General features: G+C 71.5%; 19 protein-coding genes. 7 read left to right on the forward strand and 12 right to left on the reverse strand.

The features are described 5' to 3' along the window. Positions 1-29: 29 nt before the first annotated feature. From dxs to ATL45_RS02870, 4 genes are all read right to left on the reverse strand, one after another. Entirely contained in the window at positions 30-1,946 is a 1,917-nt protein-coding gene (gene dxs, locus ATL45_RS02855; RefSeq protein ID WP_093157586.1) for a 1-deoxy-D-xylulose-5-phosphate synthase, read from the reverse strand. Between the two features lie 309 nt (positions 1,947-2,255). Next, a complete protein-coding gene (locus tag ATL45_RS02860; protein ID WP_093157500.1) occupies positions 2,256-3,386 on the reverse strand; it encodes a hypothetical protein in 1,131 nt (376 codons plus the stop codon). 176 nt (positions 3,387-3,562) lie between these two features. After that, entirely contained in the window at positions 3,563-4,804 is a 1,242-nt protein-coding gene (locus tag ATL45_RS02865; RefSeq protein WP_177242058.1) for a class I SAM-dependent RNA methyltransferase, read from the reverse strand. Further along, complete coding sequence (locus ATL45_RS02870; RefSeq protein ID WP_093157497.1) at positions 4,773-6,809, reverse strand: APC family permease; 2,037 nt, start codon at positions 6,807-6,809, stop codon at positions 4,773-4,775. Before ATL45_RS02870 ends, ATL45_RS02865 begins: the two co-directional genes overlap by 32 nt. A 223-nt stretch (positions 6,810-7,032) precedes the next feature. Here ATL45_RS02870 and ATL45_RS02875 point away from each other — a divergent pair, with 223 nt between their 5' ends. Next, positions 7,033-7,698, forward strand: a complete 666-nt coding sequence (locus ATL45_RS02875; protein WP_093157584.1) for a potassium channel family protein — start codon at positions 7,033-7,035, stop codon at positions 7,696-7,698. Then, the gene (locus tag ATL45_RS02880; RefSeq protein WP_093157495.1) at positions 7,698-8,363 is read left to right on the forward strand and encodes a potassium channel family protein; all 666 of its coding nucleotides are present in this window, start codon (positions 7,698-7,700) and stop codon (positions 8,361-8,363) included. The genes ATL45_RS02875 and ATL45_RS02880 overlap by 1 nt, the downstream gene beginning before the upstream one ends. Positions 8,364-8,552: 189 nt before the next feature. Here ATL45_RS02880 and ATL45_RS02885 read toward each other — a convergent pair whose 3' ends face one another. From ATL45_RS02885 to dut, 4 genes are all read right to left on the reverse strand, one after another. Next, positions 8,553-9,287: a DUF3159 domain-containing protein gene (locus ATL45_RS02885; RefSeq protein ID WP_093157494.1), complete on the reverse strand. Its 735-nt coding sequence runs from the start codon at positions 9,285-9,287 to the stop codon at positions 8,553-8,555. Then, a complete protein-coding gene (locus tag ATL45_RS02890; protein WP_093157493.1) occupies positions 9,284-9,661 on the reverse strand; it encodes an OB-fold nucleic acid binding domain-containing protein in 378 nt (125 codons plus the stop codon). The genes ATL45_RS02885 and ATL45_RS02890 overlap by 4 nt, the downstream gene beginning before the upstream one ends. A 202-nt stretch (positions 9,662-9,863) precedes the next feature. Then, positions 9,864-10,499, reverse strand: a complete 636-nt coding sequence (locus tag ATL45_RS02895) for a DUF3710 domain-containing protein (protein ID WP_093157492.1) — start codon at positions 10,497-10,499, stop codon at positions 9,864-9,866. A gap of 4 nt (positions 10,500-10,503) precedes the next feature. Next, complete coding sequence (dut, locus tag ATL45_RS02900; RefSeq protein WP_093157490.1) at positions 10,504-10,995, reverse strand: dUTP diphosphatase; 492 nt, start codon at positions 10,993-10,995, stop codon at positions 10,504-10,506. 24 nt (positions 10,996-11,019) lie between these two features. On the opposite strand from dut, the gene ATL45_RS02905 reads away from it, so the two are divergent. After that, positions 11,020-11,526, forward strand: a complete 507-nt coding sequence (locus ATL45_RS02905; RefSeq protein WP_093157489.1) for a DUF3093 domain-containing protein — start codon at positions 11,020-11,022, stop codon at positions 11,524-11,526. A gap of 86 nt (positions 11,527-11,612) precedes the next feature. On the opposite strand, the gene ATL45_RS02910 is transcribed toward ATL45_RS02905, so the two are convergent. Next, complete coding sequence (locus ATL45_RS02910; protein ID WP_093157488.1) at positions 11,613-11,912, reverse strand: DUF4193 domain-containing protein; 300 nt, start codon at positions 11,910-11,912, stop codon at positions 11,613-11,615. Positions 11,913-12,372: 460 nt separating this feature from the next. On the opposite strand from ATL45_RS02910, the gene cei reads away from it, so the two are divergent. Next, positions 12,373-13,077 (forward strand): envelope integrity protein Cei, encoded by a 705-nt coding sequence (gene cei / locus ATL45_RS02915; RefSeq protein WP_170210148.1) that lies wholly within the window; start codon positions 12,373-12,375, stop codon positions 13,075-13,077. 51 nt (positions 13,078-13,128) lie between these two features. Here cei and ATL45_RS02920 read toward each other — a convergent pair whose 3' ends face one another. Beyond that, positions 13,129-13,923, reverse strand: coding sequence for an inositol monophosphatase family protein (locus tag ATL45_RS02920; RefSeq protein ID WP_093157486.1), 795 nt, complete (start codon positions 13,921-13,923; stop codon positions 13,129-13,131). 96 nt (positions 13,924-14,019) lie between these two features. Between ATL45_RS02920 and ppgK the strand changes: the two genes are divergently transcribed. The 3 genes from ppgK (at position 14,020) to ATL45_RS02935 (ending at position 17,069) form a co-directional block, all read left to right on the forward strand. Next, on the forward strand, positions 14,020-14,778 hold the full coding sequence (gene ppgK / locus ATL45_RS02925) for a polyphosphate--glucose phosphotransferase (protein WP_093157485.1): 759 nt from the start codon (positions 14,020-14,022) through the stop codon (positions 14,776-14,778). Positions 14,779-15,030: 252 nt separating this feature from the next. Then, on the forward strand, positions 15,031-16,416 hold the full coding sequence (locus ATL45_RS02930; protein ID WP_093157484.1) for an RNA polymerase sigma factor: 1,386 nt from the start codon (positions 15,031-15,033) through the stop codon (positions 16,414-16,416). A gap of 467 nt (positions 16,417-16,883) precedes the next feature. Next, positions 16,884-17,069, forward strand: a complete 186-nt coding sequence (locus ATL45_RS02935) for a DUF7455 domain-containing protein (protein ID WP_093157581.1) — start codon at positions 16,884-16,886, stop codon at positions 17,067-17,069. 71 nt (positions 17,070-17,140) lie between these two features. Here the strand turns inward: ATL45_RS02935 and ATL45_RS02940 are convergent, their stop codons facing one another. After that, entirely contained in the window at positions 17,141-18,349 is a 1,209-nt protein-coding gene (locus ATL45_RS02940; RefSeq protein WP_093157482.1) for a cysteine desulfurase-like protein, read from the reverse strand. A gap of 315 nt (positions 18,350-18,664) precedes the next feature. After that, on the reverse strand, positions 18,665-20,404 hold the full coding sequence (locus ATL45_RS02945) for a DEAD/DEAH box helicase (protein ID WP_500691067.1): 1,740 nt from the start codon (positions 20,402-20,404) through the stop codon (positions 18,665-18,667). Between the last annotated feature and the right edge of the window lie 8 nt (positions 20,405-20,412).

Here is a 20,412-nt window from a genome sequence, read left to right on the forward strand (position 1 = left end):
AAGTTGCACAGGTGATCCGCGGCCGCCGGTCAGCCGTTGGCGGCCGGGCGGTCGGCGACGCGCAGCGGGACCCGCGGGCCGCCGAACTTCGCCAGCCAGCCGGTGATGCGGGCGGCGATGTCCTGCTCGGTGAGGCCGAGCTCGGCCAGCACCTCCTCGCGCGAGGAGTGGTCCAGGAACCGGTTCGGCACCCCCAGGTCGCGCAGCGGGACGTCCAGCTCCGCGTCGCGCAGCGCGGCCGCCAGAGCCCAGCCGAAGCCGCCGTGCCTGCCGCAGTCCTCCAGGGTGACCACCAGCCGGTGCCGGGCCGCCAGCTCGACGACCTGGTCCGGGACCGGCACCACCCAGCGCGGGTCGACCACCGTGACGTCGATGCCCTGCGCGGCCAGCCGCTCGGCCGCCGCCACCGCCAGCTGACCGAAGGCGCCGACCGCGACCAGCAGCACGTCGCCCTGGCCGCGCCGCAGCACGTCGACGCCGCCGACGCGCTCGACCGCTGGGACCTCCTCGATCACGGATCCCTTGGAGAAGCGCACCACGGTCGGCCCGTCGTCCACGGCCACCGCTTCGCGCAGCTCCTCGCGCAACGTCACCGCGTCGCGCGGCGCGGCGACCTTGATGCCCGGGATCAGGCCCAGGATCGACAGGTCCCACATGCCGTTGTGGCTGGCGCCGTCGTCGCCGGTGATGCCGGAGCGGTCCAGGGTGACCGTCACCGCCTGCTTGTGCAGCGCGACGTCCATCAGCAGCTGGTCGAAGGCCCGGTTGAGGAACGTCGAGTACACCGCGAACACCGGGTGCAGCCCGCCCATCGCCAGCCCGGCCGCCGCGGTCATCCCGTGCTGCTCGGCGATGCCGACGTCGAAGCAGCGGTCCGGGTAGGCCTCGCCGAACTTGCGCAGCCCGGTCGGGCCGAGCATCGCCGCGGTGATGGCCACCACGTCGGGCCGCTCCGCACCGATCTTCACCAGCTCTTCGGCGTAGACGTCGGTCCAGCTCTTCGGGGCCGGCTTCTTCGGCAGGCCGGTCTCCGGGTCGATGACCTTGACCTGGTGCATCTGCTCGGCCTGGTCGTTCTCGGCCGGGGCGAAGCCGTTGCCCTTGCGGGTCACCGCGTGCACGATCACCGGCCCGCCGAAGGACTTGGCCATCTGCAGCGCGTGCTCCATCGCGCGGATGTCGTGGCCGTCCACCGGGCCCAGGTACTTGATGCCGAGGTCGGAGAACATCACCTGCGGGGCGAAGGCGTCCTTGATGCCGCTCTTGGCCGCGTGCAGGCCGGTGTAGAGCGAGCGGCCCACCACGGGCAGGTTGCGCAGCGTGCGGCGACCGCTCTCCAGCGCCTTCTCGTAGCTCGGGTTCAGCCGCAGCGCGGCGAGGTGCTCGGCCAGGCCGCCGATGGTCGGCGCGTAGGAGCGGCCGTTGTCGTTGACCACGATCACCACCGGGCGCTCCTGGTCGGCGGCGATGTTGTTCAGCGCCTCCCAGCACATCCCGCCGGTCAGCGCACCGTCGCCGACGATCGCCACGGCGTGCCGCTGCTCACCGCGCAGCTGGTAGGCGCGGGCCATGCCGTCGGCGTAGGACAGCGCGGTCGAGGCGTGGCTGTTCTCCACGTGGTCGTGGTCGCTCTCGGCGCGCGACGGGTAGCCGGACAGGCCGTCCCGCTTGCGCAGCTGGTCGAAGCCGCCCTGCCTGCCGGTGATGATCTTGTGCACGTAGGCCTGGTGCCCGGTGTCGAACACGACCGCGTCGCGCGGCGAGTCGAACACCCGGTGCACGGCCAGGGTCAGCTCCACCGCGCCCAGGTTCGGACCCAGGTGGCCACCGGTGCGGGAGACCTTCTCGATCAGGAACTTCCTGATCTCGTCGGCCAGTTGCGCCAGCTCAGCGTGTTTAAGGCGCCGGATGTCGGCAGGACTGCTCACGGACCCCAGCAGCGTCACCACTCCACCTCACTCATCGTGCTGGTCGGGTTCATTCGCATGCTGGGACCGGACTGGCTGCCCGGCTCCGCCGCGATGCATGGTCCGCCCAGTCTACGGAGCGGGCTCCCGGACGCCCGGCCGCGGTGCGCACCTGTGCTCTCACCAGAACGGACCCGTTCCGGTGCCTCCGGAAGGCCGCTGCTGCCTGCGTTCGGCAAGCAGTCGCGGAGGACGAGACGAGTGGCCGTCGACGCTGTGGGCGTCCTCACCGACGTACAGACCTCCCCGTCGGCGTTCAGCTGGACCTTCCGGAGGGGCCGAACTGATTCACCGCCAGGGCCGCCAATCCGGGATCGGGGCGAAATCCGGGCGCCGGTCGCCCCACGGCGGGCTGTGCGGCGGCAGCTGCTGGAGCTCGGCGAACTCCAGCCGCTTCCGCACGCGCAGCCACGCGACGACGAAGTAGCCACCGAGCGCCGCCGCGACGGCACCGACGGTCCACACCCCGGGATCGGTGAGCGCCCGGCCGGCGGCGGTGGCGAGCAGCCCGGTGCCGAGCATCGCGGCCAGGAATCCCACCGGCGCCCGGAACGCGGGATGCGCCTGCTTCTTCCCGCCGTGGCGGTAGGTCGTGGTGCGCGCGACGGCCCACTCGCGCAGTGCGCGCCAGGAACCGAGGTCCTGCGGGCCGGTGCGCTGCGACCACGCCGCGGTGCCGCGACGACGAACGATGTCGGCCACCAACCGCGGGTCCTCGACCGGCAGCACCCACTGCTGGTTCCCGGCGACCAACCGCACCGCCGGGCCGCGCCGCAGCCGGACGTCGACACCGCCGGGCAGCGGCCACCGGGCCTCCTCGGCGGTGATCTCGCCGGGCTGGGCCAGCGAGAGCTCCGCCAGCGGCAGCGCGTGGTCGACGTGCCCGCCGCCGACGACGGCGCCGCGCACCAGCACCACCCGGTCCCGGCCGATCCGCAGCCGCGAGGTGCCCGCCGGCAGGACGGTCTCCACGTCGAGCTCGGCGAGGTCGGCCGCGAGCGCGGTGCACCGGCGGGACGCCGCCCGCGCCACCAGCGGGGCGCTGACCAGCGCGACCAGTCCGAGCAGGCCGAGCGGCGCCGCGAAGACCAGGTCGGCGATCACCGGCGGCGCGACGGCCAGCAGCGCCCAGCCCGGCCAGCGGCGCGGTGTCCGCTGGTCCAGCAGCCAGCACACCGCGGCGATCGCGATCCACACCGCGGCCCAGATCAGCATGAACCCGGGCGCGGCGGGCGCGGCGAGCAGCAGCGCCAGCACGGGCAGCAGCACGACGGCCAGCCCGCCCGAGACCATCGCCACCGGACGTCGCCCGGGCACGGATTCCGCCGCAGTGCTGGGGTTGCCCGGCACAGCGCGCACCTCGGTCCCCGAGTCGGGCGGGGCGGGCAGCACCTCCGGCAGGTGTTCGCGTTGTGTCATCTCGCCGTTTCCCATCCTCGAACGGTCAGCACCCACCGGCGACGCAGGAGCTCAGGACGTCGGCGAACACCGGATCGGCCGGCAGCAGCTGCTCGCAGTGCCGAGTCCGGACCACCACGGCATCACCGGGCGGCACCGACGCCTCGCGCCCGTCGGACGGCCACGCCCACGACCGGTCACTCCTCGGCCGCCTCCAGCAGCGCGATGCACTCGATGTGGTGGGTCATCGGGAAGGCGTCGAAGGCCTCCAGCTCCCGCAGGCGGTAGCCGCGCTCCGCGTAGAGGCCCACGTCGCGGGCCAGGGCCGCCGGATCGCAGGCGATGTGCACGATCCGCGACGGACGGCGATCGGCGATGGCGTCCACCACGGCGCGCCCGGCGCCCTTGCGGGGCGGATCCAGCACCACGACGTCCGGCACAGGCAGGTCCTCGTCCTCGGTCACCCGCTCCACCGTGCCCGCGCGGAACGACACCTGCGGGAACTCCCGCAGGTTCGCCACCGCCTCCTCCACGGCGTGCTTGGACGACTCCACCAGCAGCACCGAGCCGGTCGGCCCGGCCTGCTCGGCGAGCACCGCGGCGAACAACCCGACCCCGCCGTAGAGGTCCCAGGCCACGCCGCCGGAGGGCACCTCGGCCAGCCGGGCGACGGTCTCGCTGAACACGTCCGGCGCGGCCTGGTGCACCTGCCAGAAGCCCTGCACCGACACGTCGAAGGCGCGGCCCGCGGCGGACTCGTGCGCCACCGCCCCGCCGCGGACGTGCCGGGCCACCGGGCGCGCGTGCCGCCGCTGCGGCTTGTGGTCCACCGCGGTCACGTGCACCTCGCCGAGCGAGTCCTCGACCACGGTCAGCTCCGCGCCCGGGCGCCAGCGGCGCTCGGTGACCTCGTCCATCGCGCCCGCCGCGGTGATCGGGCAGTCCGCCACCGGGATCACCCGGTGGCTGCGGTGCGCCCGGAACCCGGCGTTGCCGCGGCGGTCCACCGCCAGCCGCGCGCGGGTGCGCCAGCGCAGCAGGCCGCCGGGCAGCTCGCGCACCTGCACCGGCCAGTCGATCCCGGCGATCCGCTGCAGCTGCTCGGCCACCACGGCCGCCTTCAGCTCGCGCTGGGTCTCCCCCGAGGCGTGCTGCCAGTCGCAACCACCGCAGCGGTCGCGGCCGCGCGCCATCTCGGCCAGCTCGCACGGCGGGTCCACCCGCCCGGCGGCCGGGGTCAGCACCTCGACCGCGTCCGCGCGGCAGAACCCTCCCCCGGCGTCCTCGGTGACCTCCGCGACCACGACCTCGCCGGGCAGCGCGTGCCGGACGAACACCACCCGGCCTTCGTGCCGCGCCACGCAGTGGCCGCCGTGCGCGACGGCACCCACCTCGACCTCGAGCCGTCTACCGGTCCAGTCCGGTTTTCCGGTCACCATTTCCCTTCCCGTTGACCCCCAGCCCGCGCCGCGTGGCGCCGGGCATCGAGGCCAGCTGCTGCTTCTTCTTCTGGCGGATCCGGTCGGAGGACTCCAACTGCCACGGCACGCTGGTGACCATCACACCCGGCTGGAACAGCAGCCGGCTCTTGAGTCGCAGCGCGCTCTGGTTGTGCAGGAGCTGCTCCCACCAGTGCCCAACCACATACTCCGGGATGAACACGGTCACCACGTCGCGGGGGCTGTCCCGGCGGATCCGCTTGACGTACTCCAGCAGCGGCCGGGTGATCTCCCGGTACGGCGACTCCAGCACCTTCAGCGGCACCGGCAGGTTCTCCGCCTCCCACTGCGCCGTCAGCGCCCGGGTGTCGCCGTCGTCGACGTTGACCGTGACGCCCTCCAGCACGTCGGGGCGGGTGGCGCGGGCGTAGGCGATGGCGCGCATCGTCGGCAGGTGCAGCTTGGAGACCAGCACCAGCGCGTGGTTGCGCGAGGGCAGCACGGCGTCGGTCTCCTGCCGCTTGAGTTCCTCGGCCACCCGGTCGTAGTGCCTGCGGATGCCGGTCATCAGCACGTAGATGGCCGCCATCGCGGCGATGGCGATCCAGGCGCCGTGGGTGAACTTGGTGATCAGCACGATCACCAGCACGCTGGCCGTCATCACCAGCCCGAAGCCGTTGATCGCCTGCGCCCGCCGCATCCGCGACCGGGCCTGCGGGTCGGTCTCGGTGCGCAGCTTCCGGTTCCAGTGCCGGATCATGCCGCTCTGGCTGAGCACGAACGACACGAACACGCCGACGATGTAGAGCTGGATCAGCCGGGTGACCTCGGCGTCGAACGCGGCCACCAGGACGACCGCGCCGACGGCCAGGAACACGATGCCGTTGGAGAACGCCAGCCGGTCGCCGCGGGTGTGCAGCTGCCGCGGCAGGAACCGGTCCTGCGCCAGGATCGAGCCGAGCACCGGGAAGCCGTTGAACGCGGTGTTGGCCGCCAGCACCAGGATCAGGCCGGTGAAGAACACCAGGTACCACACGCCCGGCGGGAAGCCCGCGAAGACGGCCTCGGCCAGCTGCGCGACCAGCGTCTTCTGGTGGTACCCCTCCGGGGCGCCGATCAGCTGGTGGGCCGGGTCCTCGGCGATCACGGCACCGGTGATGCGGGCCAGCCACAGCAGCCCCAGGAACATGATCACGGCGAAGGAGCCCATCAGCGCCAGCGTGGTCGCCGCGTTGCGCGATTTGGGCTTGCGGAACGCGGGCACGCCGTTGCTGATCGCCTCGACACCGGTCAGCGCCGCGCTGCCGGAGGAGAACGCGCGCAGCACCAGGAACGCGAACGCGACCCCGGCCATCTGGCTCTCCTCGGCCACCAGCCCGAAGTCCGCGCTCTCGGCCCGCAGGTCCGCACCGAGCGCGTAGGTCTGGAACAGGCCCCAGGCGATCATGCCGAGCACGCCGATGAGGAACGCGTAGGTCGGGATCGCGAACAGCGAGCCCGCCTCCCGGACACCGCGCAGGTTCATCGCGGTCAGCAGCGCGATCGCGCCGACCGAGAACAGCACCTTGTGCTCGGCCACGAACGGGATCACCGAGCCGATGTTGGCCGCCGCCGAGGAGATCGACACCGCGACGGTGAGGATGTAGTCGACCAGCAGCGCGCTGGCCACCACGAGGCCCCACCGCGGGCCGTGGTTGACGGTGGCGACCTCGTAGTCGCCACCTCCGGAGGTGTAGGCGCGCACGTTCTGCCGGTACGACGCGACCACCGCGATCATCACCACGGCGACCAGCAGCCCGATCCACGGGCTCACCGCGTACGCGGACAGGCCCGCCACCGAGAGCACCAGGAGGATCTCTTCGGGGGCGTAGGCGACGCTGGACATGGCGTCGGAGGAGAACACCGGCAGCGCGATGCGCTTGGGCAGCAGCGTGTGCGCGAGGCGGTCGCTGCGGAACGGGCGACCGACGATCAACCGTTTCGCCGCGGTTGCGAGCTTGGACACGGCACAGAGCGTAAGCGCAAACACCGGCCGACCGGGTGGTTCGGTCGTCCGTTTTGCTGGCAGGTCACATCCCGGGGCCACCCCTGCCCGGATCGGCGTCCCACCCGGTACCGTGCAGCAGCCCGGAACCGGCGGTCGCACCCCGGATCCGCCGCCGTCCGGGTACCGTCGGCAGACGATCGGGAGATCGTCGCGCACATCCCGCAACGAGGAGACGAAGCTCGTGCACGTGGTGATCATGGGCTGCGGCCGGGTCGGGTCGTCCCTGGCCGCCGCCCTGCAGCGGCTCGACCACACGGTGGCGGTGATCGACAAGGACCCGCAGTCGTTCCACCGCCTCGGCAAGGACTTCCGCGGCACGCAGATCACCGGGAACGGGTTCGACCAGGACATCCTGGTCGAAGCGGGCATCGAGCGGGCCGCAGCGTTCGCGGCGGTGTCCAACGGGGACAACTCCAACATCGTCTCGGCGCGGGTCGCCCGCGAGACCTTCGGCGTGGAGCACGTGGTCGCCCGGATCTACGACCCCAAGCGCGCCGAGGTCTACCAGCGGCTGGGCATCCCCACGGTGGCCACCGTCCCGTGGACCACCGACCGGTTCCTGCGGATGCTGCTGCCCGAGGGCGTGGCCACCGCGTGGCGGGAGCCGTCCGGCACCGTCGCGGTCCTGCAGCTGCCGCTGCACGAGGCGTGGGTGGGGCACCGGGTGTCCGAGGTGGAGGACGCCGTCGGCGCGCGGGTCGCGTTCATCATGCGGTTCGGCAACGGTGTGCTGCCGGATGCCAGGACCGTCGTCCAGGCCGACGACGCGGTCTACGTGGCCGCGCTGTCGGGCACCGTCACCGACGTCACGGCGGCTGCCCGCCGCACACCCGAGGAGAGCGAGTGATGCGCATCGCGATCGCGGGCGCCGGCGCGGTCGGCCAGTCCATCGCCCGGGAGCTGCTCGAAGGCGACCACGAGGTCCTGCTGATCGAGCGCAGCGTGCAGAACTACCACCCGCGCAACATCCCCGGCGCCGAGTGGATGCTGGCCGACGCCTGCGAGCTGGCGTCGCTGGAGGAGGCCGGGCTGGAGTCGTGCGACGTGGTCATCGCGGCCACCGGCGACGACAAGGTGAACCTGGTGGTCTCACTGCTGTCGAAGACCGAGTTCGCCGCGCGCCGGGTCGTCGCCCGCGTCAACGACCCGCTCAACGAGTGGCTGTTCACCGAGGCCTGGGGCGTCGACGTCGCGGTGTCCACGCCGCGGATGCTGGCCGCGATGGTCGAGGAAGCGGTCAACGTCGGCGACCTTGTGCGGCTGATGACGCTGCGCCAGGGCCAGGCGAACCTGGTCGAGGTGACGCTGCCGGAGGACACGCCGCTGGCCGGGCGGCGGGTCCGCGAGCTGAAGCTGCCCCCGGACGCGGCGCTGGTGACCATCCTGCGCGGCGGACGGGTCATCGTGCCGCAGGCCGACGACCCGCTGGAGGCGGGCGACGAGCTGCTCTTCGTGGCCACCGCGGACGTCGAGCAGCAGATCCGGGCCGTCATCCACGACCAGGCCACCTGACCGGTCCGGGGGACATCCCGCGATTTCAATGGAAATCAGACGTCCGATTTCCATTGAAATCGCATGGATCCCGACGCACCGTCGGCGTGTCGGGCACCCGACACGCCGACGACCCGCGCAAGTTCCATTGAAATCGCAGAACCTCCCGACACGGCATCGGCGCGTCGGGAGGTTCCGGAAGAAGTCGATTCAGCCGACCGACGGGTTGGGGCTCACCGCGGACGATTCCGCAGCGGCCTTCTCCTGCTCCGCGACCTTCGCCGCGCGCCGGATCGCCCACACCGTGACGATCAGCGCCAGGCCGGTCAGCGGGTAGCCCATCGCGATCCGCGCGAACGCCAGCCAGCCGGTCTGGTCGGCGTCGTAGAGCCACTGCTGCACCACGTACTTCGCGCCGAACACCGCGACCCACGCCAGCGTGGCCAGGTCGTACCCGCGCAGCGCGCGCCGCTGCTTGCGCCAGGAGAAGCCCAGCCCGTTCAGCGCCGACCAGGCGACGCCCACCAGCGGCCAGCGGGCCAGCACGGAGACCAGGAACAGCCCGCCGTAGATCAGGCTCGTCCAGATGCCCAGCAGGAAGAAGCCCTTGGCATCCCCGGAGCGGTAGGCGATGAACGAGCACACCGCCACCCCGATCACGCCCGAGATGGCCGGCTGCAGCGGCTCCTTGCGCACCAGCCGGAAGATCGCGATGCCGACCGCCACGCCGACCGCCGACCAGATCGCCGGCATCAGGCTGGTGAAGGAGCTGACCAGCACGAAGACCACGATGGGCACCGCGGAGTAGGCCAGTCCGCTGACCCCGCCCATCTGCTCCAGCAGGGTGTTCTCGGCACCGGCGGCGCGCTGCTCGTCGTTGTCCGTCTGCTTCTCGGCCGCGTCCTGGGCGGACAGCCCGGCAGCCGCTGCGTCGCGTTCGCTCATGCGGTGTTCTGCAACTCGTAGTAGGGGTTGTAAAGCACCTTGCGACCGTCGCGATCCGCGATCCGGCCACGGGCCTTGATGGTGCGGCCCGGTTCGATGCCTGCGATCCGGCGGCGGCCCAGCCACACCAGCGTGACGTCCTCGGTGCCGTCGAAGAGCTCGGCCTCCAGCGTCGGTGCCGACGCCTTGGGGCACAGCCCGACGCTGCGAACCCGGCCGAGCACCACCGCTTCCTGGCCGCACTTGCAGTCGCTGGCCCGCTGCGCCCCGCCCGCCTGCGACCGCTCCGAGAGGTCGTCGGCGTCCAGCTCGGCGACGTCACTGGTCAAGCGCCGTACGAGGCGACGCCAGTAGCCGCCATCGCTCTTGCTCATTAGCGCTCCTGTGCGCCCTCGGGGCTCGACTCGCAGCCCGTGCACCACCAGCGTAGCGGCCGATCGGCGCAGGGTCGCGCCCCCGGCGCGATTGAGAACATGATCGCTCGATCGGATCAACTCGACCGGGTCAACCGCCGGTCACCTGCGGCTGACGGAGGCTCGGACGTCGTCCCGGTGGCGGGACGGCGTCCGAGCCCGGTCACTGCGCTGCCTGGCCGTTGCCCTGGGCCTGCTGCGCCTGCTGGATGTGCCGCAGGATCGCCTCCGGCAGCTGGATGGGCAGCGGCGTGCGCACCGGCATCGGGTCGGTGCCGCGCACCACGATGGTCTCGTCGAGCACCGCGTACAGCAGCTTCGCGCACTCCTCGGCGGTCTCCGCCGGACCGGCCGCGACCCCGCGCAGCAGCCAGCGCGGGCCGTCCACGCCGATGAACCGCAGCGCGGCCTTCGGCGAGTCGGCCACCAGCTCCGTGCCCCACTCACCGTCCTCGGTGTGCACCCGGGCACCGTCCTTGCGCAGCTGCTCGGCGAGCTCACCGCTGACCTCGCGCCACAGGCCGTCGCTGCGCGGCGCGGCGAAGGCGCTCACGGTCAGCCGGCCGACCGGGGTGACCACGTGCACCGCCCGCACCGGGCCTGCCGGGTCCACCTCGACCTGGAGCTGGCCGCCTTCGGGCACCGGCAACCGCACCGAACCCAGGTCGAGGCGCTCGACCTCGTCCTGCGGCGCCTCGCTCTCGTCGAACGGCCCGCGCTCCGGGACGGCCTCGTCTTCCGCCGATTCCTCAACCACGTCGTCGGCGCGCTTGCCCCGACCGCGGCCAAATCCGAACATCCCCTCAGCCCTCCGTCCTGTGACCGGCCTCGGTTCCCGAGACCGCCAGCACCTCGTGCCCGCCGGTGGACCCGTAGCCCCCGGCGCCCCGCTGCGACGCGGGCAGCTCGTCGACCTCCTGGAACACAGCGTGCTCCACCCGCTGCACGACGAGCTGCGCGATGCGGTCGCCGCGCCGCAACGACAGCGAGTCTTCCCGATCATGGTTGATCAGGCAGACCTTGATCTCACCGCGGTACCCGGAATCGACCGTGCCGGGTGCGTTGACCACGCTCAACCCGGCCTTGGCGGCCAGCCCGGAACGCGGGTGCACGAAACCGGCGTAGCCCTCGGGCAGCGCCAGCGCGATGCCGGTGCCCACCACCGCGCGTTCGCCGGGTTCCAGCACCAGGTCGGTGGTCGTCACCAGGTCCGCGCCGGCGTCGCCGGGTTTGGCGTAGGACGGCAGCGGCACATCGGGGTCAAGTCGGGTAAGCAGGACCTTCACGTTCGACACGGGCGGCGAGACTACCCTGAAGAGGTGTCGGAAAGCGTAGAAGCGGCCAGCACGACCGGTGACTTGCCCGGTCAGGCGAACTCGACGGAGCGCCCGGTGTTCCGGGAGCGGCTGTACGCGGCCTGGTGGTCCTGGCCGCTGCCGTTGATCGGCGCCGTGCTGATGGCCGCGCAGGTGCACATGGGCTACCCGGGCCTCCGGGCGTGGCTGCCGTACGCGGTGCTGGTGCCGCTGGCGATCGCCATCCCGCTGTGGCTGGGCCGGACCAAGGTCGAGGTCAGCGGCGGTGAGCTGTGGGTGGGCGATGCGCACCTGCCGCTGCGGTTCGTCGACGAGGTCGAGATCATCACCCCGCAGGAGCAGCGCCGGGCGCTGGGACCGGACCTGGATCCGGCCGCGTTCATGGTGCACCGCTCCTCCATCCGCACCTCGGTGCGGATCTGGCTGGACGATCCGGACGACCCGACGCCGTACTGGGTGGTCAGCACCCGGCGGCCCGCGGAGCTCGTCAAGGCGCTGGGCAAGGGCTGAGCGGGGTCGGGCGGTGGAAAGACAACTGGGCACACGCCCTGCGTGTGCCCAGCCACTCCCCGGTTTCGTCGACGTCCGCCCGAAGCTCAGGCCGCGCAGTCGCGGCAGATCAGCTGGCCGTTCTTCGTCTCGGCCAGTCGGCTGCGGTGGTGGACGAGGAAGCAGCTCGCGCACGTGAACTCGTCCGCCTGCTTCGGGAGGACCTTGACGGTCATCTCCTCGCCGGACAGGTCAGCGCCCGGGAGCTCGAAGTTCTCCGCGATCGCCCCTTCGTCCTCGTCGACGACGCCCGATTGCGCATCGTTGCGTCGCGCCTTCAGCTCCTCCAGCGAGTCCTCTGCCAAGTCCTCGGACTCCCGGCGCGGAGCGTCGTAGTCGGTCGCCATCCTGATTCACCCCTGCGTTTGTGGAGACTGCAATGGTGTGCCGCTGGTAAACGTTCCAGGACCAGGATTTGTGCCCGGCGGCGCAGTGATCGTGGTCTCGCCCTGCAACGTGTTCAGTTCCCCCGTTATGAGCGACTTGCCTCATCCGGCACTCCGTGAGGCGCCGAGAGGGTAGCTCATGGCGAATCCGCACATGCATCAGGTCACCCATAGGTGTGGTGTTCACTGCATCCGCGACTTCCCGAAGATCAAACCGGTGCGGCCCCTCGCCGATGCCACCGGTTGCCCGTTCACCGGTCCCGCGATGCCGTGCGCTGGCCGTTCGCCCGGACCACATCGATTCAGCACCGGTGCGACGTCGGTCGCGACACAGCAAGGCCGTCCGGCACCGCACGACGGGACTTCTGCGCATAGGCTTGATCCAGTGCACGGATGAGGAGCTTCCAGGGAGGGGCGGGACGTGGCAGCCGTTGGTGCAAGGGGGGGACGACGGGCCGGGTACCGGCGCCGTCGGCCACTGCCCGCTCTGCTGGTGCTGGCCTGCCTCGTGGTGGCGGCCGGCTTCCTGTGGACCCGCGTCTTCGATTCCGTGCAGGACATCGAAGCCGCCACCACCTGCAACCCGCCGGCCCCGCCGACCGCCGCACCGGCCGCCGGTGCGGAACTGACCGAGCAGGTGCCGCTGGGCGAGATGCTCGCGCGCGACGCGCTGGACTCCACCGGCCCCATCCCGCCGCAGGACGTGCAGGTCCGGGTGCTCAACGGCAACGGGGAGAGCCGGCAGGCCACGCTGGTCAGCGACGAGCTGAGCAGCCTCGGCTTCGCCGAGGGCGGCGCCGACAACGACCCGGTCTACGTCAACTACGACCTGAAGTGCCACGGCCAGATCCGCTTCGGCGGGGCCGGGGTGAGCGCGGCACGCACGCTGAGCCTGATCGCGCCCTGCGCGCAGCTGGTCCGCGACGAACGGTCGGACGCCACCGTCGACTTCGCGCTGGGTTCGAAGTTCGACGACATCAAGACCACCTCGGCGGCCAAGCAGGTGCTCCAGGAGCTGGAGAACTGGGTGCCGCAGCGCGATCAGCAGGGCGGCGCGAACCAGGAGGTCACGCCGCCGAAGATCGACGAGGAACTGCTCACCAAGGCCCGCGACGTGCACTGCTGAGCGCCGGGCGCGCGGCCCGGCGTCCACCGGCCCGCGCGCCCGACCCGCCGGTCAGACCCGGCCCGCGTCGGCCTCGCGCAACGCGCCGGTGAGCGCCTCGGCGATGCCCGGCGTGGCGCAGATCAGCATCTCGTCGCCCAGACCGTCCGCGCTGCCGCGCTCCGGCAGGCGCAGCCGGGCACCGGCCTCCTCGGCGATCAGGACGCCTGCCGCCCAGTCCCACCGCTTCAGGCCGACCTCGTACATGCCGTCCAGCCAACCGGCGGCGACCGCGCACAGGTCCAGCGACGCCACACCGGCGCGGCGGATGTCGCGCACCTGCCCCATCAGCCGGCCCACCACCGCCGCCTGCGCCTTGCGGCGGTCGACGTCGTAGGCGAAGCCGGTGCCGATCAGCGACAGGTCCAGCCGGTCGGCGGCCGAGACGCGCAGGCGCCGGCCGTCCAGGAACGCGCCGTGCCCGGTGGCCGCGCTCCAGACCCGCCCGGAGGCCGGCTCGACGACCGCACCGGCCACCGAACGCCCGTCGAGCTGCGCGGCCAGCGACACCGAGTACCAGGGGAACCCGTACAGGTAGTTGACCGTGCCGTCGATCGGGTCGACGACCCAGCGCAGCCCTTCGAGCGCCCGCTCGCCGCCTTCCTCCTCCCCCAGCACCGACTCGCCGGGCCGCAACTCGGCGAGCCGCCCGCGGACCAAGCGCTCCACCGCGCGATCACCGGCTGTCACGACATCGGTTTCGGTACTCTTCGTGTCAACACCATCCGTGACAGCATCATCACGCACGGTGCGGGCCAGTTGTGCGGCTTCGCGGGCGATCTGCACCGCGACCTCGCGCAACGCCATTGCGTCTACTTCAGTTGCCAATCCCACGCCCACATCGCAACACAACCCGGTTAAGGTCTGCACACCTCGATCTGAATCGAATAGGAAGGATCGGCCATGGGGACTGCCCGCGGTTTCGGCGTGGATATCGGCGGGTCCGGCATCAAGGGATGTCCGGTCGACATCGAAGGCGGCGTGCTGGCCGAGGAGCGCATGCGGATTCCCACCCCGCAGCCATCGACGCCGTCCGCGGTCGCCGATGCGGTGGCCGAGATCGTCGACAAGTTCTCCTGGACCGGCCCCGTCGGCATCACGCTGCCCTGCGTTGTCAAGGACGGCACCGCGCTGACCGCGGCGAACATCGACAAGGGCTGGATCGGCACCGATGCGCAGGCGCTGTTCGCCGAGCGGCTCGGCCGCGCCCGCGAGGACGTCGTGGTGCTCAACGACGCCGATGCCGCCGGGATCGCCGAGATGCGCGCCGGAGCGGGCGCCGGGCACCGCGGCCTGGTCGTGGTGCTGACCTTCGGCACCGGCATCGGCAGCGCGATGTTCATCGACGGCCGGCTGGTGCCCAACACCGAGTTCGGCCACATCGAGGTCGACGGCCACGACGCGGAGACGCAGGCCGCTGCGTCGGTCAAGGACGAGCTGGACCTGTCCTACCCGGAGTGGGCCCCGCGGGTCACCCGGTACGTCCAGGCGCTGGAGCAGTTCCTGTGGCCGGACCTGATCATCGCCGGCGGCGGTGTCAGCAAGAAGGGTCACAAGTGGATTCCGCTGCTGGAGACGCGAACTCCGGTCGTCGCCGCCGCGCTGCGCAACGACGCGGGAATCGTCGGCGCAGCCACCGCCGCGACCAGCGGCAACGCCTGACCTGACGGTCGCCTAGCACACGATGGGGCACGCGGACTCCGCCTTGCAGCGGAACCGCACCCCCGCATCGCAGTTACAATGGAACACGGCCCGCTCGGATCGAGGCCCTTCGACAAGGCGAAAACACCGATATCACCTGGTGTTATCCCCTTTCCGGAGGGACTGGAATCCGGTGGGTTGTTCCCCGACCTTTGGCGGCCGAGGTTTCGCGCCCTCCGGCCAGCCCTGATCGACCGTCGCGAAAGGGCGTACGTGGCAGCCGCAGAAACCGCAACCCGACGCTCCAGCTCCGCCGCAGCCGGCGGTGCCCAGTCCGAGTCGGGCCAGTCCCAGGCCACCCCAGCTTCGGAGGCGGCTGCTTCGTCTGAGCAGCCGAAGACCACCGCCGCGCGCAAGAGCACCAAGAGCTCGACGGGTGCGAAGTCGACGACCCGCAAGACCGCCACGAAGCCCGCGGCGGCCAAGAAGGGCGCCAAGGCCCCGGCCAAGAAGACGACCAAGTCGGCTTCGGCCAAGGGCAGCGGCGAGGGCATGGAGATCGACGAACCGATCGAGACCGACCTGACCTCCCCGGACGTCGGCGACCTGGCCGAGGTCGAGGTGGAGATCCCGGAGGAGCCGGTCCCGGACGAGGACTCCAAGGAGTCCGGTGACTTCGTCTGGGACGAGGAGGAGTCCGAGGCGCTGCGCCAGGCGCGCAAGGACGCCGAGCTGACCGCCTCCGCCGACTCGGTGCGCGCGTACCTGAAGCAGATCGGCAAGGTCGCGCTGCTCAACGCCGAGGAAGAGGTCGAGCTGGCCAAGCGCATCGAGGCCGGCCTCTACGGCGCCGAGCGCATCCGCCAGATCGAGGAGACCGGCGAGCAGCTGACCACCCAGATGCGGCGCGACCTGCGCTGGATCGTGCGGGACGGCGAGCGCGCCAAGAACCACCTGCTGGAGGCCAACCTCCGGCTCGTGGTCAGCCTGGCCAAGCGCTACACCGGCCGCGGCATGGCGTTCCTGGACCTGATCCAGGAGGGCAACCTGGGCCTGATCCGCGCGGTCGAGAAGTTCGACTACACCAAGGGCTACAAGTTCTCCACGTACGCCACCTGGTGGATCCGGCAGGCCATCACCCGCGCCATGGCCGACCAGGCCCGCACCATCCGCATCCCGGTGCACATGGTCGAGGTCATCAACAAGCTCGGCCGCATCCAGCGCGAGCTGCTCCAGGACCTGGGCCGCGAGCCCACGCCCGAGGAGCTCGCCAAGGAAATGGACATCACCCCGGAGAAGGTGCTGGAGATCCAGCAGTACGCCCGGGAGCCCATTTCCCTGGACCAGACGATCGGCGACGAGGGCGACAGCCAGCTCGGCGACTTCATCGAGGACTCCGAGGCCGTGGTGGCGGTCGACGCGGTGTCGTTCACGCTGCTGCAGGACCAGCTGCAGTCGGTGCTGGCGACGCTGTCCGAGCGCGAGGCCGGCGTGGTCCGGCTGCGCTTCGGCCTGACCGACGGTCAGCCGCGGACGCTGGACGAGATCGGCCAGGTCTACGGCGTGACCCGCGAGCGGATCCGGCAGATCGAGTCGAAGACGATGTCGAAGCTGCGCCACCCGTCGCGCTCCCAGGTGCTCCGCGACTACCTGGACTGAGCAGCAGGACCCGGCGAGGGCCGTCGACCACCCGGTCGACGGCCCTCGCTGCTGTTCGACGTCGGACCGGGGCGTCCATTCGGCGGCTCGATCGGTCCGACTGATGGGATTCGCTGTTCGCTTCCAGCGGAAACGGCGCGGACCGGACAGCGCCCGTTCTGTGATCTGAAACACCGAATGTCCGGAATCAGATCAACACGCGACTTCGCGCTGATCGCGGCGGCGCCGACATTTTCCCTAGTCACAAGGGTTTTCGCGGATTCGATCACGTTCCGCGCACGACGCTGCTGCAACCGGGTGCTTCATGGTGACGACCGTCGCTGGTCGGCGCGGGAACACTGACTACGACCCAAGCGTCTGGAAGAGTGGAGCCACGAGCACCGACCCCGCAGCCAGTGGGCCACCGGTGGTCGTAGCAGGATCGAGGGCGTCGGATGTTTCCGACGCCGGGACGGAGGGAGATCACTATGCCGGGAACGCTCACCCGCCCCGAGCTGACCGCCGCCGACCGCTGCGACCGCTGCGGGGCCGCTGCCAAGCTTCGCGCCGTATTGCCATCCGGTGGGGAGCTTCTGTTCTGCGGGCACCACGCCCGCGCGTACGAGGCCGGGCTGCGCGACGTGCAGGCCGACCTGCAGCAGGACGAGCAGTAAAACCCGTCAGACGAGATGGCCGTGCCCCCGCAGGCTTCCTGCGGGGGCACGGCCCTTTCCAGGTCCAGGTGTCAGGTGAGGTCGGCGAGGGCTTCGAGGAGGCGGCGGACGTCGGATTCGTCGGTGTAGTGCGACAGGCTCGCGCGCACCCCGCCCTTCGGGCCGATGCCCAGGGCGTGCACGGCCTCCCACGCGTAGGAATGGCCGTGCGAGACGTTGAGACCCCGCTCTGCCAGCCGCTCGGCCACCTGCCGGGGTTCCACGCCGGGAAGGCCGAAGAACGCCGTAGGCGTGCACGGGCCTTGCGGAGCGCCGTAACGCACCACGCCGTCCAGCGCACCGATGCCGTCGAACAGCATCCGGGCGAGCGCGTCCTCGTGGGCGAGCACAGCGCGCCGGGAGACCGCCAGGCGGTCGGCGCGGCTGCCGTCGGCGTCGGAATCCAGCCCGGCCAGGTGCTCCACCGCGGCCACGACGCCGGCCATGGCGGCGAACGGGTTGGTGCCGAGCTCGAAGCGGTCCGGTGAGGTCTCCGGCGACGGCTTGAGCTTGTCCGGGTGCAGGTTCTCCAGCGACCACGGATCCCCCGCGACCACCGCGGCCAGGTGAGGTCCCGCCCACTTGTAGGCGCTGGTCGCGTAGAAGTCCGCGCCGAGCTCCGCGAGCTGCACGTGCGCGTGCGGGCAGTGCTGCACGCCGTCGACGTAGGAGAGCGCGCCCACTTGGCGGGCCCGGTCGGTGATCGTGCGCAGGTCGGGCATGGTGCCCAGCACGTTCGACGCCGCGGTGACCGCGACCAGCTTGGTGCGCTCGCCGATGAGATCGGTGACGCGCTGCGCGGGCAGCTCACCGGTCGCCGGGTCCAGCTCCGCCACCCGCACCGACGCGCCCGCGCGCTGCGCGTGCTGGATCCACGGTCGGACGTTGGCGTCGTGGTCCAGCTGGGTCACCACGACCTCGTCGCCGGGCCGCCAGCCGTCGGCCAGCACCGCGGCGAACCGGTAGGTCAGCGCGGTCATGCTCGGGCCGAACACCACGCAGGCCGGATCGCGCGCCCCGACCAGGTCGGCCACCGCCGCTCGTGCCTCGGCGACGATCCCGCCGGTCCGGCGGCTGGACGCGTACGGACCGCCCACGTTCGACATCCCGACCCGGTAGGCGTCGGTGACGGCATCGATCACCGGCTGCGGCACCTGGGTGCCCGCCGCTCCGTCCAGCCACGCCCTGCCGTCGGCCAGCGCCGGGTACTGCGCCCGGACCTTCTCCACGTCGAAAGCCATGGCCTCGACCCTAAGAGACCCGGGACAGATCGACACTGCGCCGATCGTGCCTTGGATGGATTCCAGGCTCACCTTGCGTGGCGGTGCGGGTAGCGGAACCTCAGCGCCCGCCTGGTTGCGGGATCCCGTTCTTGTGTATGACCAATACACGGCGAACAGGCTGTCCTCGCCAGGCGAACGCTGAGAACCCGCGGCGGTGCCAGCTGCGAGGGTGGGCTATGCGCCTGCGGCGCATGCGACACCTTTCCGAGCTGCAGCCGGGTGCCGCGGCTACGGCCGACAGCCAAGGTGAACGGCTGTCGTCCGACGCGGCGGTCACCAGGAGCGGAGAGTGGCGATGCGCTCTTCGAGCTGCTCGATCGTGGCCATCGCCGTCGGCGGGCCGCCGCAGGACTTCTGCAGCTCGTTGTAGATCTTGCCGTGCGGCTTGCGGGTCCGGTGGTGGTGCAGCGACACCAGGGTGTTCAGCTCCTTGCGGAGCTTCTGCAGCCGCTCCTGCACGCTCTGCGGCTTCGCGTTCGCGCGCTGCTCGGCCTGCTCGGCGGCCTTGACCGCCTTGGCTTCGGCCTCCCGCTTGGCGACGTCGTCGAGCTGCTGGGACTGGCGCTGCCGCAGCAGCGCCCGCACCTGGTCGGGCTCCAGCAGACCCGGCAGACCGAGGTAGTCCTGCTCTTCCTCGGAGGTGCTGAAGGCCGCGGTGCCGAACGACGATCCGTCGTAGATCACCTGGTCCAGCTCGGCCTCGGCGCCCAGCGAGGTGAACGCCTTCTCCTCCTCGCCGGGCTCGTCCTCCTTGCGGTTGGCCTGGGCGAGCAGCTCGTCGTCCCAGCCGTCCTTCTCCCGGTGCGGCTTGCCCAGCACGTGGTCGCGCTGGGTCTCCAGCTGGCTGGCCAGCTCCAGCAGCACCGGCACGCTCGGCAGGAAGACGCTGGCCGTCTCCCCCGGCCTGCGGGATCGCACGAAGCGGCCGATGGCCTGCGCGAAGAACAGCGGCGTCGAGGCGCTGGTGGCGTACACGCCGACGGCCAGCCGCGGCACGTCGACGCCTTCGCTGACCATCCGGACCGCGACCATCCAGCGGTCGTCGGACTCGGAGAACTCGGCGATCCGCCCGGAGGCCTGCGGGTCGTCGGAGAGCACCACGACCGGTTCGGTGCCGGTGATCTGCAGCAGCGCCTTGGCGTAGGCCTTGGCGGTGACGTGGTCGGTGGCGATCACCAGCCCACCGGCGTCGGGCATGCCGCCCTTGCGCAGCTGCGCCAACCGCGTGTCCGCGGCCCGCAGCACGGCCGGGATCCAGTCGCCCGACGGGTCCAGGGCGGTGCGCCAGGCGCGGGCGGTCTGCTCGGCCGTCAGCGGCTCGCCGAGGCGGGCGCTGAACTCGTCGCCGGCGCTGGTGCGCCACCGCGCCTCGCCGGAGTAGGCCAGGAAGACCACCGGCCGGACCACGCCGTCGTTGAGCGCGTCCGAGTAGCCGTAGGCGTGGTCGGGGCGGCTGCGCAGCGAGCCGTCGGCGTCGGGTTCGTAGCTGATGAACGGGATCGGCGAGTCGTCGCTGCGGAACGGCGTACCGGTCAGCGACAGGCGCCGCACGGCCGGGGTGAAGGCCTCCCGGATCGCGTCGCCCCAGGACTTCGCGTCACCGGCGTGGTGCACCTCGTCGAGGATCACCAGCGTCTTGCGGCGCTCGGTGCGCACCCGGTGCAGGGCCTCGTGCGCCGCGACCTGCGCGTAGGTGACGACGACGCCCTGGTAGTCGCTGGAGGTGATGCCGTCGGCGTTGCGGAAGTTGGGGTCCAGCGCGATGCCCGCACCGGCGGCGGCCAACGCCCACTGGTGCTTGAGGTGCTCGGTCGGCGCGACGACGGTCACCGCCTCGACCGTGCGGTCGGCCAGCAGCTCCGCGGCGATCCGGAGTCCGAAGGTGGTCTTGCCCGCGCCCGGCGTCGCGACGGCCAGGAAGTCCTGCGGCTTGGTCGACAGGTACTTGGTGAGCGCTCTGCGCTGCCACGCGCGGAGCGGTCGGGAAGCAGTCTGCGGGGCTTCGCTGAGCACTGATCGGA

The sequence above is a fragment of the Saccharopolyspora antimicrobica genome, from assembly GCF_003635025.1.
Classification (GTDB): domain Bacteria; phylum Actinomycetota; class Actinomycetes; order Mycobacteriales; family Pseudonocardiaceae; genus Saccharopolyspora; species Saccharopolyspora antimicrobica.

What these genes read in the sequence shown, in the direction of transcription:
- ppgK (WP_093157485.1), top strand. Translation starts at nt 14,020, where the DNA reads ATGGGGACTGCCCGCGGTTTCGGCGTGGATATCGGCGGGTCCGGCATC.
- ATL45_RS02885 (WP_093157494.1), bottom strand. Translation starts at nt 9,287, where the DNA reads ATGAGCGAACGCGACGCAGCGGCTGCCGGGCTGTCCGCCCAGGACGCG.
- ATL45_RS02910 (WP_093157488.1), bottom strand. Translation starts at nt 11,912, where the DNA reads ATGGCGACCGACTACGACGCTCCGCGCCGGGAGTCCGAGGACTTGGCA.
- ATL45_RS02940 (WP_093157482.1), bottom strand. Translation starts at nt 18,349, where the DNA reads ATGGCTTTCGACGTGGAGAAGGTCCGGGCGCAGTACCCGGCGCTGGCC.
- ATL45_RS02860 (WP_093157500.1), bottom strand. Translation starts at nt 3,386, where the DNA reads ATGACACAACGCGAACACCTGCCGGAGGTGCTGCCCGCCCCGCCCGAC.
- ATL45_RS02880 (WP_093157495.1), top strand. Translation starts at nt 7,698, where the DNA reads ATGCGCATCGCGATCGCGGGCGCCGGCGCGGTCGGCCAGTCCATCGCC.
- ATL45_RS02890 (WP_093157493.1), bottom strand. Translation starts at nt 9,661, where the DNA reads ATGAGCAAGAGCGATGGCGGCTACTGGCGTCGCCTCGTACGGCGCTTG.
- ATL45_RS02920 (WP_093157486.1), bottom strand. Translation starts at nt 13,923, where the DNA reads ATGGCGTTGCGCGAGGTCGCGGTGCAGATCGCCCGCGAAGCCGCACAA.
- ATL45_RS02935 (WP_093157581.1), top strand. Translation starts at nt 16,884, where the DNA reads ATGCCGGGAACGCTCACCCGCCCCGAGCTGACCGCCGCCGACCGCTGC.
- ATL45_RS02865 (WP_177242058.1), bottom strand. Translation starts at nt 4,804, where the DNA reads ATGGTGACCGGAAAACCGGACTGGACCGGTAGACGGCTCGAGGTCGAG.
- ATL45_RS02895 (WP_093157492.1), bottom strand. Translation starts at nt 10,499, where the DNA reads ATGTTCGGATTTGGCCGCGGTCGGGGCAAGCGCGCCGACGACGTGGTT.